This is a genomic window from Bacillus tequilensis, assembly GCF_012225885.1.
GTDB lineage: Bacteria > Bacillota > Bacilli > Bacillales > Bacillaceae > Bacillus > Bacillus tequilensis.
This window is the reverse complement of record NZ_CP048852.1, coordinates 687,873-704,797: the sequence shown is the minus strand read 5'-3', so window position 1 is coordinate 704,797 and position 16,925 is coordinate 687,873. Positions and strand designations below refer to the sequence as shown.

Annotated in this window: 11 protein-coding genes and 1 pseudogene; 3 read left to right on the top strand and 9 right to left on the bottom strand. The window is 45.0% G+C overall.

Going from position 1 to position 16,925, the window contains the following annotated elements; genetic code table 11:
* Window positions 1–366 precede the first annotated feature (366 nt).
* The 4 genes from rlmD to srfP form a co-directional block, all read right to left on the bottom strand.
* Window positions 367–1,749 carry a 23S rRNA (uracil(1939)-C(5))-methyltransferase RlmD gene (gene rlmD / locus G4P54_RS03670; RefSeq protein ID WP_167871803.1) on the bottom strand — a complete coding sequence of 461 codons (1,383 nt, stop codon included), beginning with the start codon at window positions 1,747–1,749 and terminating at the stop codon, window positions 367–369.
* A 309-nt stretch (window positions 1,750–2,058) separates the two neighbouring features.
* Entirely contained in the window at window positions 2,059–2,970 is a 912-nt protein-coding gene (locus tag G4P54_RS03665) for a diacylglycerol kinase (protein WP_167871802.1), read from the bottom strand.
* 588 nt (window positions 2,971–3,558) lie between these two features.
* A complete protein-coding gene (locus G4P54_RS03660; protein WP_167871801.1) occupies window positions 3,559–3,765 on the bottom strand; it encodes a hypothetical protein in 207 nt (68 codons plus the stop codon).
* A gap of 470 nt (window positions 3,766–4,235) precedes the next feature.
* The gene (gene srfP / locus G4P54_RS03655) at window positions 4,236–7,382 is read right to left on the bottom strand and encodes a surfactin resistance protein SrfP (RefSeq protein WP_167873815.1); all 3,147 of its coding nucleotides are present in this window, start codon (window positions 7,380–7,382) and stop codon (window positions 4,236–4,238) included.
* Between the two features lie 131 nt (window positions 7,383–7,513).
* On the opposite strand from srfP, the pseudogene G4P54_RS03650 reads away from it, so the two are divergent.
* A pseudogene (locus G4P54_RS03650) lies at window positions 7,514–8,411 on the top strand (TetR/AcrR family transcriptional regulator).
* Here G4P54_RS03650 and gatB read toward each other — a convergent pair.
* Genes gatB through gatC form a run of 3 tightly spaced genes read right to left on the bottom strand, consistent with a single transcriptional unit; the run spans window position 8,398 to window position 11,606 of the window.
* Complete coding sequence (gene gatB, locus G4P54_RS03645; protein ID WP_167871799.1) at window positions 8,398–9,828, bottom strand: Asp-tRNA(Asn)/Glu-tRNA(Gln) amidotransferase subunit GatB; 1,431 nt, start codon at window positions 9,826–9,828, stop codon at window positions 8,398–8,400. The pseudogene G4P54_RS03650 and the gene gatB sit on opposite strands and share 14 nt — an antisense overlap.
* A gap of 13 nt (window positions 9,829–9,841) precedes the next feature.
* Window positions 9,842–11,299 carry an Asp-tRNA(Asn)/Glu-tRNA(Gln) amidotransferase subunit GatA gene (gene gatA, locus G4P54_RS03640; RefSeq protein WP_024715827.1) on the bottom strand — a complete coding sequence of 486 codons (1,458 nt, stop codon included), beginning with the start codon at window positions 11,297–11,299 and terminating at the stop codon, window positions 9,842–9,844.
* 16 nt (window positions 11,300–11,315) lie between these two features.
* Window positions 11,316–11,606, bottom strand: a complete 291-nt coding sequence (gene gatC / locus G4P54_RS03635; RefSeq protein ID WP_024715828.1) for an Asp-tRNA(Asn)/Glu-tRNA(Gln) amidotransferase subunit GatC — start codon at window positions 11,604–11,606, stop codon at window positions 11,316–11,318.
* A 411-nt stretch (window positions 11,607–12,017) separates the two neighbouring features.
* On the opposite strand from gatC, the gene opuE reads away from it, so the two are divergent.
* Window positions 12,018–13,496 carry a proline transporter OpuE gene (gene opuE / locus G4P54_RS03630; protein WP_167871798.1) on the top strand — a complete coding sequence of 493 codons (1,479 nt, stop codon included), beginning with the start codon at window positions 12,018–12,020 and terminating at the stop codon, window positions 13,494–13,496.
* 105 nt (window positions 13,497–13,601) lie between these two features.
* Complete coding sequence (locus G4P54_RS03625) at window positions 13,602–14,300, top strand: MgtC/SapB family protein (protein ID WP_167871797.1); 699 nt, start codon at window positions 13,602–13,604, stop codon at window positions 14,298–14,300.
* A 242-nt stretch (window positions 14,301–14,542) separates the two neighbouring features.
* Here G4P54_RS03625 and G4P54_RS03620 read toward each other — a convergent pair whose 3' ends face one another.
* Both G4P54_RS03620 and G4P54_RS03615 read right to left on the bottom strand, forming a co-directional pair.
* On the bottom strand, window positions 14,543–15,544 hold the full coding sequence (locus G4P54_RS03620) for a phosphotransferase enzyme family protein (RefSeq protein WP_167871796.1): 1,002 nt from the start codon (window positions 15,542–15,544) through the stop codon (window positions 14,543–14,545).
* Between the two features lie 175 nt (window positions 15,545–15,719).
* Window positions 15,720–16,910, bottom strand: coding sequence for a CamS family sex pheromone protein (locus tag G4P54_RS03615; RefSeq protein ID WP_167871795.1), 1,191 nt, complete (start codon window positions 16,908–16,910; stop codon window positions 15,720–15,722).
* Window positions 16,911–16,925: the final 15 nt, after the last annotated feature.

Below are 16,925 nucleotides of genomic sequence, written 5' to 3'. Positions count from 1 at the left end.
ATGAATTAATCATCAGGAGGAACATACGTGGTGAGATTCAATATGAGGAATACAAAATGCTCATTGATTACAAAAATTTACAGATTAAAGAGCTAATGAAGAAAGAGTAACATTAGAAAAAAGGTTGCTTGATTAAAGATAAAACGATGGCCTATCAAAGCTGATTCAGCAAATTAAGGAATCACTAAAAAAACTGTCCTCGATGAAAAAATGGTACACAAACTTATAGAACGAATAGAAAGAAATAAAAGAAGATGGAAGTCCGAGAATTTTTTAAAGGTTCTCGGATCACTATATATCTTCTTTTTTACTCAATAATTCTCATGAATTCTAGGTCTGATTTATAATTTCTTTTTTTAGTGTTGATTATTCGTCGTTTAGTACAAGCAATGCACAACACTCCACATGATTCGTATGCGGAAACATATCCACAGGCTGCACTTCGCGCGTCTGATACCCGCCATCCTCAAGCACTCGCAAATCTCTTGCAAGCGTGCCAGGATTACACGACACATACACCACCCGCTTCGGTTTCATCTCCACAATCGTGCGCAGGAGGGCTTCGTCGCAGCCTTTTCTTGGCGGGTCGACGACGAGCGTGTCGGCCGTAATGCCTTCTTCGTACCACTTTGGAATCACGGTTTCCGCTTCACCGACCGCGAACTCTGCGTTTGTGATGCCGTTTAATTCAGCGTTTCTTTTAGCATCTTCAATTGCTTCAGGCACTATTTCTACGCCGTACACTTTTCTCGCCTGCTTTGCCAGAAATAGAGAAATCGTGCCGATGCCGCAGTAGGCATCGATGACAGTTTCTTCCCCTTGCAGCTCAGCATACTCCAGCGCTTTGTCGTAGAGCACTTTGGTTTGCTCTGGGTTGACCTGGTAGAACGATCTGGCGGAGATGGCGAATTTGACGTCTCCGATGAGGTCGTAGATGTATTCTTCGCCCCAGATGACGTTTGTTTCGTCCCCAAAGATCACGTTTGTTTTGTTCGGGTTGATGTTTTGCACGATGGATTTGACGTGCGGGAATTGCGCTGTGATGTCTTCAATGATCCTCGCTTTGTGCGGGAAGTCGTTTGTTCTTGTGATGAAGACGATCATCATTTCGCCTGTAACGACGCCGTATCTGACCATAATGTGGCGGAGCCAGCCTTTGTGGCGTTCTTCGTTGTAGGCTTTGATGCCGTAATTTGCACAGATGTCTTTGACGGCTTGGACGGCTTCGTCGTTTTTGGATTGCTGGATCAGGCAAGCGCTCATGTCAATGATGTCATGGCTTCTTTGCTGATAGAATCCGGCGACGAGTCCGCCTTCTCGTTCTCCTACCGGCACCTGTGCTTTGTTTCTGTAGTTCCACGGGTCTTCCATGCCGAGTGTCGGGTGCACGGTGACGTTTGACAGGTCCAGCTTGCCGATGCGTTCTAAGACGTCTTTGACTTGTTTCTGTTTAAACAAGAGCTGGCCTTCGTACGTCATGTGCTGAAGCTGGCAGCCTCCGCATTGTTTGTAAATCGGGCATGGGGCGTCGGTTCTATGAGGGCTTTCTTCCTTCAGCTCGATCAGGCGGCCGAAAGCGAACCCTTTTTTGACGCGTGTCACTTTGATTTGGGCTTTTTCCTCCGGAAGAGCGTTCGGCACGAAGATCGGGAAGCCCTGCACCTTTGCGACGCCCGCTCCTTCGTGAGTCAAATCCTCAAATGTCACGTCGTAGTATTCATTTTTTTCTACTGGGGGTTTCATTTTCATGTATGTTCACCTCTTGTTTTAAGCGAAAGAAAAACTTGGCCTATTCAAGCCAAGTTTCAGCGTGTAGGCAAACCTTCGCATTCGTTGTCAGTCCTGTGCTTCGGTGCTCACGTAAAAAGATCAGCGGCTAAAAACTAGAGCGTCCTGCTCAAACGCCGCTGTCACCGCATCCTGCGGAAGTGCGCCCGATGCTCGTCCTTCCTAGACTTCAAAGGTTTTCAATCACGCTGAAAAGATGACAAAATCCTAAAACGAAAACTGTTTTAGGATTTTGTCAACATTCTGAGCTTGGCTTACAAAGCCAAGTTTTTAGTCATCCAGCTGTTCCGCTTTCTCCTTCGGCATGATGACGTGAATGTGCCGATACAAATTCACGAATTCGCCGGGCAGCATGCCGCCGTACTCGCCGTCCAGGTTCAGCTGCATCTTTTCTGATACATTGACTTTCACGCGGTTCGCTTTTGTATAAATAATGTGCTGGTCGTTGATGTGTTCGCCGCGAAGCGCCATCGTTGCGACCCTGATAAATTCAGCTAGATTCGCTTTCTTTAATATAACCAAATCAAACATGCCGTCATTCAGGCTGGAATCCGGCGCGAGTTTTTCGAACCCGCCGACGGAGTTTGTCAGCGTGACCAAAAACAGCATGATTTCACCTTGAAACAGCTTGCCGTCATATTCAATCTCGACTTCTGTCGGACGAAGTGAAGGCAGCATTTCCATTCCCTTTAAATAATAAGCAAGCTGGCCGAGCATCGTTTTCAGTTTGCTTGGCACGTCGTACGTCAGCTCCGTCAGACGGCCTCCTCCGGCGATATTGATAAAATACTGGCCGTTCACCTGTCCGATATCAATCGGGCGGGAAACGCCGTTAATGACCGTATCTGCCGCTTTTAAAATATCCTCACGCGGAATGCCGAGCGCTCTGGCGAAGTCGTTCGTTGTGCCGACAGGAATGACTCCGAGTGTCGGACGGTTTTCTAAAGGCGCAAGCCCGTTAACGACCTCGTTGATCGTTCCGTCCCCGCCTGCCGCAATGATCAGGTCAAACTCACGCAATGCCGCATCCTTGGCGGCGTGTGTTGCGTCTCCCGCGCATGTTGTCGCATGGGTGGAGGTTTCATAGCCGGCTTGTTCAAATTTTTGCAGGACCTGGGCAAGATGCTTTTTAAAAATCTCCCGTCCCGAAGTCGGATTGTATATTATGCGTGCACGTTTCATTATCTCATCATCCTACTTAAGAGTATCCGATCAATTTTTACACTAACAACCTTTAATTATACTATGAGTTAAAAAAATCGCAACAAAATGTACATAATCTTACAGGTAAAAACGCATAAAACTGATTCTTGTTTTGTACTTTTGTCATTCTTTCCATCCTTTCAGCTTGATTGAAAACCCTTGTAGTCTATGAAGAGCAGAGTTCCACCGATGCGGTGACAGCGGCGTTTGAGCAGGAGGTCTTTTTACGTGAGCACCGACGCGCAGGTATGGCAACAAATACGAGGATTTTGTTTTTTTGCTCCGTTCCCGTTTCTTGGGGAACTTCGCCAATACTTCATATGCGATCGGCATGATTAAGAGTGAAGGACTCATGAACTAGTCAGCCGAAACGAACAACATTGAAAATGAACTTGCGCGGAAAATCCTTACTGCCTTCACATGTACCAGTCAAAGAGATCATTTGAGGACATTCCCTCAAGTCAGATTGGGTACTTCGACAACATGGTAAACCTCTATAGTCAGACATAAAAATACTTGCCGATGACATAACCATTATCGACAAGCTAAGCAAGTAAAAATCTGCTTTTATTTGTTTTTTGCTTTTTTCTCTTTAATGATGCTGAAAAGTACTAAGATAATAACACCTGCACACACAATATAAAATAAGAAATTAGTGATGGGATTTTCAATATTTTTAAGAAGAAATATTAATCCTATAATTACTATCGGTATGATCCAGGTTAGCCATTTTATTACCTTAGGGTTTGGCTCACTATTTCCTTCAGGTTTCATAATTACCTCCTAATTATGCAAAAGGTCTCTATCTTTAACAAAGCGTAACATAGGATATTTTTGTTAAACAGCAACCATAGTCGCAACTAATGAAAAAACATTAATGTTTTCAATATCCAACAAGCAGCTGTAGAATTTCCTGTTACCACAAGAGCTTCTTAGTAGCAGCCAGGCATCTTATAAACTTATGTGTATATTAAGGTATCTGAGTGCAATCCCTAAATATAGATATTTAAATCCAATGGTTTTACACCTAGTTCCTTAAAAAGACAATCTTGTATAACAATTTATTGTAAGGGGGAATATAGAGAATCTCCTTTCTGTATTGTTCAGTAATAACTCGGTAAGTCCGCTTTTCTTTATGATGAAGAAGATTTAACCATTCTGAACCTTTTTTCCTTTGAAAGAAAAAACCTCTTAGAATGGAGCATTATCCATCGTCCATTCTAAGAGGTATATGTTATATCATCTTACTCTTCTTCGGTTCCCGGTTTTTTCTTGCGGAACTTCGCCAATACTTCGTATACGATTGGCACGATTAAGAGTGTCAGAAGCGTTGAACTGATCAAACCGCCGATAACCGTTACGCCGAGTCCTTTAGAAATGACCTGGCTTCCGCCTTCGAAGCCTAGCGCTAATGGAATCAAGGCGCCGATTGTCGCGATGGCTGTCATCAGGATCGGACGGAGTCGTGTAGAGCCGGCTTCCAGGAGCGCTTCTCTCGTAGACAGGCCTTCCGCTTCCTTATGAATCACGCGGTCAATCAAGACAATCGCATTCGTGACAACGATACCGATCAGCATGAGCATACCGATCATGGCGTTCAGACTGATCGTTTCACCTGATACATAAAGTCCGACAAGGGCACCGATGACTGTGAACGGCAATGAGAACAGGATCGCAAATGGCGCGAGTGCTCCGCCGAATGTAATTACGAGCACAAGGTACACGATCGCTATTGCTGCCAGCATCGCTAAACCGAGCTTCGTGAAGGAATCAGCAATATCTGCTGATACGCCTCCTGTGTCAATCGATACATTATCAGGAGGGTTAAGCTTATCCACTTTCTTCTGAACCTCAGCTGATACGGCTGTGACGTTGTCAGATGCAACCTCACCTGTGACATCTGCATAGACTTTTCCGTCACGTTTTGAAACAGTATCTGATGTTGATCCTTCTTTCACTTTTGCAACATCGCCGATTTTGACTTCCTGGCCAGTCGCAGATGTGATCTTTTTATTCTCTAAATCTTTCACACTCTTATACTGGTCTTTTTCAGTCTTAATGTTCACATCAAGCTCTTTGCCGTCTTTTTTCACGGTTGTGAGCGGTTTTTGTGATGTTTGCGTCATTAAGGCCTGAGAAATTTGAGACGCCGTTAAACCGAGTTTGCTTAATTTTTCTTGGTCAGCGACAAATGTGTACTCATCATATGTGCTTGAAAGGCCTGAGTTTACGTTCTTCAGATCCTTTTCATCTTTCATGATTTTTTCAATGTCGTTGACCGTGTCTTTAATGTCGTTTTCTGAATCGCCATACACATAGTATGTTAATTCGTTGTTATTGCCTGAAGAGCTGAAGTTTTGTGACTTCCATTCTCCGCGGTCAGATTGCTTTTGGATTTCCTTCAGCACGTTGTCTTTTTCTTTATCAAAATCAGGCGTGTCGCTTTCATATTTGATATAGAATAACGCACCGTTTGAATCTCCCCCGGCAAGCGGGCTGCCAGAGCCTAATGAATACTGAACGGTATCAACATGCTTGCGGTCAAGCAGGATTTTTTCCGCTTTTTCAGCTTCATCTTCAGCTTCTTTTTTCGTTTCTCCAGGCTCTGGGCTGTAAGTAAGCTGTACCGTTTTTTCTTCTTGGGACGGCAGGTAGCTGGCACCGATTAACGGTACAAGGAACAAGCTTCCAAGGAGCATCAGAACAGCGATGATAGACGTGATCCATTTATGGCTCAGCGCCCAGTTCAATACTTTTTTATAGATGTTTGCAAGTCTTCCGGGTTTGTGCTCTTTCGCTTTAATCGGCGCGCCTGTTAATGATTTTTTGAACAGGCTGTGTGCGAGCATCGGCACAAGCGTGATCGAAATCAACAGGGATGCGGCAAGCGCAAATACAATCGTTAAGGCAAACGGGATAAACAATTCACCGATTTGTCCGCCTACAAGTGCGAGCGGCAGGAATACCGCGATTGTTACGATCGTCGATGACATGATCGGTTTGAACATTTCTTTCGTCGCTTCACGCACTAAGGCTTTTCCGCGGAGCGGCTCATCCTTGAGTCTCATGCGGCGGTAAATGTTCTCGATCACAACAATGGAGTCATCGACAACCCGTCCAATCGCAACAGTCATTGCGCCAAGCGTCATGATATTCAGTGTGATATCAAGCTGCTGCAGCACAAGAAGTGCGATGAGCAATGATAATGGAATAGAAACAATCGAAATTAATGTTGATTTGATATCTCTTAAGAATAAGAGAATGATCACAATCGCAAAAATCGCGCCAAAAATGGCTTTGCTTAACATCGTTTCAACTGACTGTGTGATCGGCTCAGCCATGTCGAGTGTTGCGCTGTAGTTGAAGCCTTTATGGTCTGCTTTGAACTGCTTCAGCTCGGCTTTGACATTATCGGCAACCTCTACTGTATTCGCATCGTTTGCTTTGACGATGTTAATACCGATGCTGTCTTTGCCATTTGTGCGTGAAACAGATTCAGCTTTTTTCACATCTTTCAATGTGGCAATGTCAGAAAGCTTGACCGTCGGCACATCTGTGCTTGCGCTTTGCTGCGCCTGTGCCGCCGCTGCAGCTTGTGCACTTTGCGCCGCCGCTTGAGATGCTGCGCTGCCGCCTGCACTTGAAGCAGATGCCGTCGGGATTCTCATATTCTTCAAATCTTTAATGGTTTCAATATCTCCGCTGACAACGACAGATTTTTCTTTATTTCCGAATGTGTACAATCCTAGCGGAGTTGTTACATCTGAACCTTGAATCACTTGCTTGACCGTATCTTCATCAAGGCCGTATTCTTTCAGTTTGTCTTCTTTGAAAGAGAATTCAACCTCTTCCACCTGCTGGCCTGATACTTGGACGGAGGCAACGCCTTCTAAGCCTTCAAGCTTAGGAACGAGGCTGTCTTCCACTTGTTTTGTCAGGTCTTGCAGGTTGCCTTTATCGCTGGACACGCTTAGCGTCAGAATCGGGAAGGAGTTCAAGCTGTAGCGTGAAATTTCCGGATCCTTCGCGTCATCAGGAAGGCTGACATTATCTAATGCTTCAGCCGCTTCTGTTTTCGCTTTGTCCATATCTTTCTCATAGTCATATTCAATCATGACAGACGATGCGTTTTCATAGGACGTTGAAGTCACTACACTGACCCCGTCCAAATTCTGCACCGCTTGTTCAACCGGTTTGGTCACCTCATCAGCCACTTGGCTTGGAGTCGCGCCCGGATATGTCGTGCTGATTGTCAGGTAAGGCATGTTCACGTCAGGAATGGATTCTTGCTTCATATTCATACCCGCATACAAGCCGGCTGCCGTTACAATAATCGTCATCAGCCATACAGCGAATTTGTTTTTCAGAACAAAATTAATAACGTGATTCATCATATCCTCCATTACATTTTTTATTGACTGACTGGTCATTCTATATAATACTAAACGTTATAATGCAACAACGTCAACTCATATATCAGAAAATTTTACTAAATTTTTCAAGGGTTAAGGGGAAGCACGTCATGAATGAAAAAAAAGAGAAAATCATAAAAACCAGCATTCATTTGTTTGCGAAAAAAGGATTTGCTGCCACGACGATCCAGGAAATCGCCAGCGAATGCGGGATCTCAAAGGGCGCTTTTTATTTGCACTTTAAATCAAAAGAAGCGCTGCTGTTATCCGCCTGTGAATATTACATCGGAATGTCTATGAAAAAAATGAAAACTATAGAAGAAGATCTCGCCGGGAAGCCGCCTAAGGAAGTGCTGAAAAAGCAAATTGGCGCTCAGTTTGAAGATTTTCGTGATCATAAAGATTTTATCGTTCTTTTGCTTACCGAAAATATCATTCCGGAAAATCAAGAAATCAAGCAATACTTTTACAAAGTAACCACGGAGACGGATAAGCTGTACCGCAATGCCTTGCTGGCATCTTATGGTGAAAAAATCGAGCGGTACGTCGCAGATTTGTCTATTATGACAAGAGGCATTGTGCATTCCTATATGAATGTGATGGTATTTAACAGTGAGCTTACAATTGATGCAGAAGAAATCTCATCATTTATCGTCGAGAGACTGGATGATCTTGTACAGGGGCTGAGCCATACAGCTCTCAATCCGATCGTGCCAAAAGACATTTTCAATCCGATGCCTGCGGGGAAAGACCAATTGCTTGAGAGCATTCAGAACATAAAAGAACACAGCGCGCTGCCCGAGGATATCACCGTGTCACTCGATGTTATCGAGGAAGAACTCGCTCAGGATAAACCGCGCAAGCCGATTATTAAAGGCATGCTCTCCAATTTGACCGGAAGCAATGACGAAGAAGTTGAAAAGCTTCGGGCTTCCATTTCTATATTTATCTCGATATGACCAAAAAAAGCAGCCCCTGCGGGCTGCTTTTTTGATTAGCGTTTTTTAATTTCTTCAAGCAGGATTTTGTTGACCATCGGCGGGTTGGCTTGTCCTTTGGACGCTTTCATAATCTGTCCGACAAGGAAACCGATCGCGCGGTCTTTCCCGTTTTTAAAGTCTTCGATTGATTGAGGATTGTTGTCAAGCGCCTCTGTGACAAGCTTCAGAAGCACGCCTTCGTCAGAAATCTGCACGAGGCCTTTCTCTTTCACAATCTTCTCAGCGTCGCCGCCTTTTTCAATCAGTTCTTTAAACACTTTCTTCGCGATCTTGGAAGAAATAGTTCCTTTTTCGATCAATTTGATCATGCCGGCAAGGCCTTCAGGTGTCAGGGCAACATCGGCAAGCTCTTTTTGCTCAGCGTTTAGGTAAGCTGACACTTCACCCATCAGCCAGTTGGACGCTTGTTTCGCTTCAGCGCCTTTTTGTACGGTTTCTTCGAAGAAATCAGCCATTTCTTTTGTCAGCGTCAGAACCATCGCATCGTATGCAGGCAAGCCAAGCTCTTCGATATAACGCTTGCGGCGCTCGTCCGGAAGCTCAGGAATGCTTGCTTTTACGCGTTCCTTCCATTCCTCATCAATGTAGAGCTCGACAAGGTCTGGCTCAGGGAAGTAACGATAGTCGTCAGACCCCTCTTTGACACGCATGAGAATGGTTTTCTTCGTTGCTTCGTCGTAACGGCGCGTTTCCTGCTGGATAACGCCGCCGGAGAGAAGAACCTGCTCCTGGCGTTTTTCTTCGTGCTCAAGGCCTTTTTGAACAAACGCAAAGGAGTTCAAGTTTTTCAATTCTGTTTTTGTGCCGAATTCCTCTTGGCCGATCGGGCGAAGAGAGATATTGGCGTCACAGCGAAGTGAACCTTCTTCCATTTTACAGTCAGAAACGCCTGTATATTGGATGATGGATTTCAGCTTTTCAAGATACGCGTACGCTTCTTCCGGCGTGCGGATATCCGGCTCAGATACGATCTCAACAAGCGGCGTTCCCTGACGGTTGAAGTCAACAAGAGAATAGCCGTCGCCTGTGTGCGTCAGCTTTCCGGCATCCTCTTCAAGGTGAAGGCGTGTGATGCCGATGCGTTTTGTTTTTCCGCCGACTTCAATTTCGATCCAGCCATTTTCGCCGATTGGCTTATCAAATTGAGAAATCTGATACGCTTTCGGGTTGTCCGGATAGAAATAGTTTTTACGGTCAAACTTCGTATCCGTTGCGATCTCACAGTTAAGCGCCATAGCGGCTTTCATTGCGAATTCAACAGCTTCTTTGTTCAGAACAGGCAGAACGCCCGGATATCCGAGGTCAATGACGCTTGTCTGCGTGTTCGCCTCCGCGCCGAACGGCGTTGGAGAGCTTGAGAAAATTTTTGATTTTGTTTTTAACTCGACGTGGACTTCAAGTCCGATTACCGTTTCAAAGTTCAATTTTTTTCACCCCTTACAATTCAGGTTTTGCTTTATGATGGTCTGTCGCTTGTTCAAATGCATGAGCAACGCGGTATACAGTGCTTTCATCAAAGTGTTTTCCGATGATTTGCAGTCCGAGCGGAAGTCCGTCTGCTAATCCGCATGGCACGCTGATTCCAGGTACGCCCGCAAGGTTGACCGGAATCGTTAAGATATCGTTTGCGTACATTGTGAGCGGATCTTTCGTGTTTTCACCGATTTTAAACGCAGGTGTCGGTGTAGTTGGTCCGACAATAACATCATATTTCTCAAATACGTCTTCGAAGTCTTTCTTAATCAACGTACGCACCTTTTGCGCTTTTTTGTAGTACGCATCGTAGTAGCCTGAGCTTAAAGCGAACGTTCCGAGCATGATCCGGCGTTTGACTTCATCGCCGAAGCCTTCTGAACGTGTTTGCTTATAAAGGTCGATCAGGTTGTCCGCATTGTCAGTGCGGTAGCCGTAGCGAATGCCGTCAAAGCGCGCAAGGTTCGCTGACGCTTCTGATGAAGACAGCAGGTAATATGTCGCAAGCGCGTATTTACTGTGCGGCAGAGACACTTCTTCCCATGTAGCGCCGAGGCCTTCAAGCACTTTCAGCGCGGCAAGAACAGATTCTCTCGCTTCTTTGCCGACACCTTCACCAAGGTATTCTTTCGGAACAGCGATTTTCAATCCTTTGATATCGCCAGTTAATGAAGAAAGAAAATCAGGCACATCCACATTTGCGCTCGTGGAGTCCATTTTATCTACGCCGGAAATTGCTTGAAGCAAGAATGCGTTGTCCTCAACCGTACGAGTAATCGGTCCGATTTGGTCTAATGAAGACGCAAATGCGACCAGCCCGTAACGAGACACGCGTCCGTATGTAGGCTTTAATCCGACAACCCCGCAGAAAGATGCCGGCTGACGGATGGAGCCGCCTGTGTCAGAGCCAAGTGAAAACGGAACTTCTCCCGCAGCGACCGCAGCAGCTGAACCGCCGCTTGAACCGCCGGGAACTGTATCGAGGTTCCAAGGGTTTTTCGTCAGCTTGTAAGCTGAGTTCTCGGTAGATGATCCCATGGCGAATTCGTCCATGTTCAATTTTCCGATTGTGATCGCTTCAGCGTCTTGGAGGCGCTGAACGACTGTAGCATCGTAGATCGGATCGAAGTTTTCGAGAATTTTGCTGGAGCATGTTGTGCGCAGCCCTTTTGTTACGATATTATCTTTTACGCCGATCGGCATACCGAAGAGAAGACCGTGCTCAGTACGGCTGTCAACCGCCTCGTCAAGCTCCTTCGCGTACGCGCGCGCTTTTTCTTCATCTAATGCCAAAAAGGCTTGTACCTTATCATCCACCGCTTGGATGCGTTTATAAGACTCGTCAACAAGATCAGAAATCTTAATCTCTTTTTTATGTATGAGCTGTTTTAATTCTGTGATTTTGTGATCAAATAATGACATTCCTTGTGTCCCTCCTTTAGTCCAGAATTGATGGCACACGAATATAGCCGTCTTTATGGTCAGGCGCATTTTTCATGACATCCTCAACCGGAAGGCCTTTACCCGCTTCATCTTCTCTCATGACATTTTTCATTTTCAGCACGTGAGTTGTAGGCTCCACATTGTCTGTATTAACCTCATTCAGCTCCTCGGCAAATGAAATGATGCTGTCAAGCTGTTCAGTGAACATTTTTGCTTCTTCGTCAGTAATTGCAAGTCTCGCAAGGTGCGCAACGTGCTTTACTTCTTCTATTGAAATTCGTGACATATGATCCACCTCCACATATTTCTCCGTTAAGTCATATAATACTGATCATATCAAAAACAAGCCCTTTAAAGCAACACAACGCCTTAGGGCGAGCCTGTGTTTTCGAAACAATACCCTATATATTTTATACTAAAAAGAGACAAAGGAGAAACGAAATATTTTTCTGAAAATTTTTACTTTAATTATTTTTGAAAGCGTTTTATTCTTTATTCCCTTCTAGGTTTACGCCGGTATTTCTTGCTGATCACCCAGGTTTCATCGCTTGAATGGCTGGGAATACTTTGTTAGGTTAAGTTACCAAGTGCACCTGCAAAAGAATTTCTTTTGTTTTGCACTGAGCCAGACTGCTTAACTGGCACCATCAATTTGAGAGGTGATGCAACATTATTAGAAATGAAGAGAGGGTAAAACGTGAGTATTGAAATTATTATATCGTTAGGAATTTATTTTATTGCCATGCTGTTAATCGGCTGGTATGCATTTAAGAAAACGACTGACATCAACGATTACATGCTTGGAGGAAGAGGCCTCGGACCGTTTGTCACTGCTTTATCTGCCGGTGCGGCGGATATGAGCGGATGGATGCTGATGGGTGTTCCCGGCGCGATGTTTGCGACAGGGCTTTCTACCTTATGGCTTGCTTTAGGTCTTACAATCGGAGCGTATTCAAACTACTTGCTGCTGGCTCCAAGGCTGCGTGCTTATACGGAAGCGGCGGATGATGCGATTACGATTCCTGATTTCTTTGATAAACGTTTCCAGCATTCTTCATCACTGCTGAAAATCGTATCCGCTTTAGTTATCATGATCTTTTTCACATTGTATACCTCTTCCGGTATGGTATCGGGCGGACGGCTGTTTGAATCTGCCTTTGGCGCGGATTACAAATTAGGCTTGCTTTTGACTACGGCTGTTGTCGTATTATACACATTGTTTGGCGGTTTCCTTGCTGTCAGTCTGACTGACTTTGTGCAGGGTGCGATCATGTTTGCAGCACTAGTGCTTGTGCCGATCGTTGCTTTTACCCACGTGGGCGGCGTTGCTCCGGCTTTCCATGAAATTGGCGCTGTTAACCCACATTTATTGGATCTCTTTAAAGGCGCGAGCGTCATTAGCATTATTTCCTATTTAGCCTGGGGCTTGGGCTACTACGGGCAGCCTCATATTATCGTCCGATTTATGGCCATTAAAAACATTAAAGACTTAAAGCCTGCGCGCCGAATCGGCATGAGCTGGATGATCATTTCAGTTCTCGGTTCTGTCTTGACAGGTTTGGTCGGTGTTGCTTATGCCCATAAATTCGGAGTTGCTGTAAAAGATCCGGAGATGATATTCATTATCTTCTCTAAAATCTTGTTCCACCCTTTAATTACAGGATTTTTATTGTCAGCTATTTTAGCTGCGATTATGAGTTCCATCTCCTCACAGCTCTTAGTCACAGCAAGTGCTGTGACAGAGGATGTGTACCGGACGTTTTTCAGACGAAAAGCTTCCGATAAGGAGTTGGTCATGATCGGGCGTCTGTCTGTACTAGTGATCGCCATTATTGCGATTCTTTTATCCTTGAATCCGAGCAGCTCCATTCTTGATTTGGTCGGATATGCCTGGGCCGGCTTTGGTTCAGCTTTCGGGCCTGCGATTCTGCTCAGCCTGTATTGGAAGCGGATGAACGAATGGGGCACGCTCGCTGCGATGATTGTCGGGGCTGCGACCGTGTTGATCTGGATTACAACCGGGCTGGCAAAATCAACCGGCGTGTACGAAATCATTCCTGGGTTTATCCTCAGCATGAGCGCCGGCATCATTGTCAGTATGATCACAAAACGTCCCGCAAAAGCTTCTTACCGGTTATTCGGGGTTATGGAAAAGCTGTTAAAACGCAAAAGGTAAACAAAAAGCCATCAAGCGCCGCTTGGTGGCTTTTGTGCTCTTGTTTTGCTATAAATACTGTGAGAGAATCATATTTATTTAAAAACATCTTAGAGAAGGGAGAATTTGCTGTTGAGCTGGTATATTGATCCTAATATTTTATTAAAACTGGGCATTGCCACTTTGATTGGCATGGTCATCGGGCTTGAGCGTGAATTAAAAAATAAGCCGCTCGGATTAAAAACCTGTATCGTTATCGCCGTCAGCTCATGCATGCTGACGATCGTCAGTATTAATGCGGCATATCATTTCCCTAAATACTACCGCATCATGATGGACCCGCTGCGTCTGCCGGCACAAATCATCTCCGGCGTCGGATTTATCGGGGCCGGTGTCATTCTGCGAAAAAGCAACGATGTCATTTCCGGCCTGACGACATCAGCTATGATCTGGGGGGCAGCGGGGCTCGGGCTGGCAACGGGAGCAGGTTTTTATAAAGAAGCATTTGCCAGCCTTCTGTTCATCCTGATCAGTGTGGAATTTCTGCCATGGGCGGTCAGAAAAATCGGTCCCGACCGCCTGCAGGAAAAAGACATCCGCATCAGAATGTCGCTCTCTGATAAAGACAAAATGACAGAGATTTTAAAAGAAATGAAGAGAAGAGATATCAAAACACACTCCGTTCGGATCGACGACCTGGGCGAAAAGGAATTTCCAATCATGGAAGTGAAGGTCCGCGTCCATAAAAACAGGTACACGACCGATGTCTACTATGACATTAAAGACATCGAAGGCGTGGTCGGCGTAAAATGTGATACATTATAAAAGCCAATGGGATATGAATCCCATTGGCTTAGATTGTTGACAAAATCCTAAAACGGTTTACGTTTTAGGATTTTGTCATCTTTTTTCAGCGTGATTGAAAACCCTTGAAGTCTAGGAAGGACGAGCATCGGAGCACAGCGAATGTACTAATTCGTGAGCACCGATGCACAGGACTGACAACGAATGCAAGGGTTTGTCGACACGCTGAAGCCAATGGGACATGAATCCCATTGGCTTTTTATCTACATCAGTACAGAAAAATCAAATGCTGTGATCGGTGTGCGATTCTCTATATCTCTTCTGAAACCGGCCAGCATTTCTTTTTCCTCTTCTCCAATTGTGTTAAGGTCAAACATCTGATGCAGCAATCCGTAAATCAGCATATGGCGAAGGCGAAGGAAATCAGGTATCCTTTTCAGCCACGCAGGATCAAGATCATTTTCCTCCCAGTACCCTTTCATAAAATGCGTCATAAATTCCTCTGTAAACGCAGTTTTATCTTCATATGGCACAACCGGGTACCACAGCACATTGTAAAGGAGAATGCTGATATCGTTAATGAACCAATTGTAGCCGATATCGTCAAAATCAAATGCTGTGATTTTGCCATGATCCCAATGGAAATTCCCATGATGAAGGTCCGCGTGCACCAAGCCGTAGCTGTCGCGGCTTTTCGGCAGCCGCCGCAGTTCATTCATCAGAGAATCGGCTTGCTGAAACACCTTTGTCTGATCTTCAGGCACATACTTTCTCAGCTTCAATTGCTCCTCTTCATCCCATTCCTGTCTTTTAAAAGCGGGATTAGTCAGTTTGTAGCTTTTTGTCAGGCTGTGCATCTTACCTGTGTATCTGCCAAGCTCATAAAATAGCGTTTCATTCCAGTCCGATTCATCCACTTTCTGCCCAGGCGCTTTCTCATACACTCTCACTAAAAAGGCCCCGCCGTTTCCGTCCGGCACTTCTTCAACGTCTTTTCCGCTCAATGACGGGAGTGGTTTGGCAACTGAAAGTCCGCCTTTCGCCAGGTGACGGAGCCATTCCATCTCTCCCTTAATGTAATCAGTAGTTCTCCGAATGGTATGGGTGATCTTTAAAATATAAGATTGATTGTCTTTCATCCATTCATAAACATAGTTTTCCGCATCAGCCAGAAAACGCGCCTGCCCTTTTGAGAAACCGTATTTCACCGCTGCCTCTGCCAAAACCTGTTCTTCATGATATATTTTTTTGATTTCTTTATGCACGTTTAACTTCCTTTCCTTACTATAGTTTTGATATCGACTGTTTTCACACGAGTGCCAGCATCAACATACCTCCCCTTGATTTGTGTTTTAGCAGAAGCGGAAACACCTTCCTTTTCCTGTTAATTGTAACATAAAAAACCCTTGTGCCATATTGGCACAAGGGTTGCTTTGTTTATCAGTCATAAATGTGAACAGTCGGCTCTTTATCTCCCGCATTGCGGATAATGACCGCTTCCTGCCCGTCTGAGGAGGTGATGTTAACTTCGACATCAACTGAGCCCTTGGAGTAGTAGTCCATCACTTCACCCGTTAAGAACTGGGTAAACGCGACAACTTCACTTTTTCCGTAAAATTGCATTGGGATGTCAATCTTTATTTTCTTCATTTCATCATTTTCATACAGCGCTGTACCGACAACGCCTGTGTAGTTCGGGAAATATTCTTCAATTGAGTTTTTGAAGCGCTTAAAGACCTCGGAATCATCCGGGTACTTTTCTGCTGTGGTTGTATCCGCCGGATAGAATACATATTTTTCATTGATGTCATCCCAATTTGAGATATCAGCAGAGCCTGCCTTGACCTCTGTTTTGGCGATGAAGTTCCCCGGCACAATCGATGTTTTTGACGCCTGTTTATAAAGCGCGACTGTGATCGGCACATTCTTCAAGTTGTCTTTTTTACGGAGGCGGTTAATGACCTCCTGTGCGATTTTTTCTCCTTGTTGGCGGAGCGTGCTTTCTTTAATCTCCACTTCTTTTTGAGGATCGCCTGTTTTTTCGCGATAATAATACACGGAGTTTAACGCCAGTCCGATCATCACACCGCCAAGCTGAATGGAATTCTTGTCTTTTCTGACTAGATAATCGTGCTCCAGCATGGAAGCTAAATAAACCGGGCTGCTTTGGTTCTTTTCTTCTGTTGAACCAGAGCTCGGAAGCGCTGGGTTCAAGCCTTCATTTTTAAAGTTTTTATCTGCTTTTTCGGCTTTTTTCAGATCAGAGCCTGTTTTTTTCCGTGCCAGCCAGCTTAATACAGTATCTTCATCTAAATATTGCCCTTCTTGGAACAGATAATCGTCAGTCGAGAAAGAATCTTGGGCAAGACGCATCAGCCCTGTTTCAAACTCATCAATGTCAAGTCTTGTATTCAGCTGTTCCGTTGTTAAGCCGCGCGCCTTTCCTGCCTTAAACGGCAGCACCATTTTGTAATAGGAGTCAGAGATGTTATATTTCGGGACAATCGCTTTTTCTGACGATTTCGCCGTCTTTTGTGTGATCTCCTCCTCCTTCTTCCCCCCAAAACCTGACGAGCAGGCAGACAGCATTAACACTGCCGCCGTTGCCGCCATTACCAACGTCTTTTTCAATAGAAAACACTCCTC

What these genes read in the sequence shown, in the direction of transcription:
- rlmD (WP_167871803.1), bottom strand. Translation starts at nt 1,749, where the DNA reads ATGAAAATGAAACCCCCAGTAGAAAAAAATGAATACTACGACGTGACA.
- G4P54_RS03665 (WP_167871802.1), bottom strand. Translation starts at nt 2,970, where the DNA reads ATGAAACGTGCACGCATAATATACAATCCGACTTCGGGACGGGAGATT.
- G4P54_RS03660 (WP_167871801.1), bottom strand. Translation starts at nt 3,765, where the DNA reads ATGAAACCTGAAGGAAATAGTGAGCCAAACCCTAAGGTAATAAAATGG.
- srfP (WP_167873815.1), bottom strand. Translation starts at nt 7,382, where the DNA reads ATGAATCACGTTATTAATTTTGTTCTGAAAAACAAATTCGCTGTATGG.
- gatA (WP_024715827.1), bottom strand. Translation starts at nt 11,299, where the DNA reads ATGTCATTATTTGATCACAAAATCACAGAATTAAAACAGCTCATACAT.
- gatC (WP_024715828.1), bottom strand. Translation starts at nt 11,606, where the DNA reads ATGTCACGAATTTCAATAGAAGAAGTAAAGCACGTTGCGCACCTTGCG.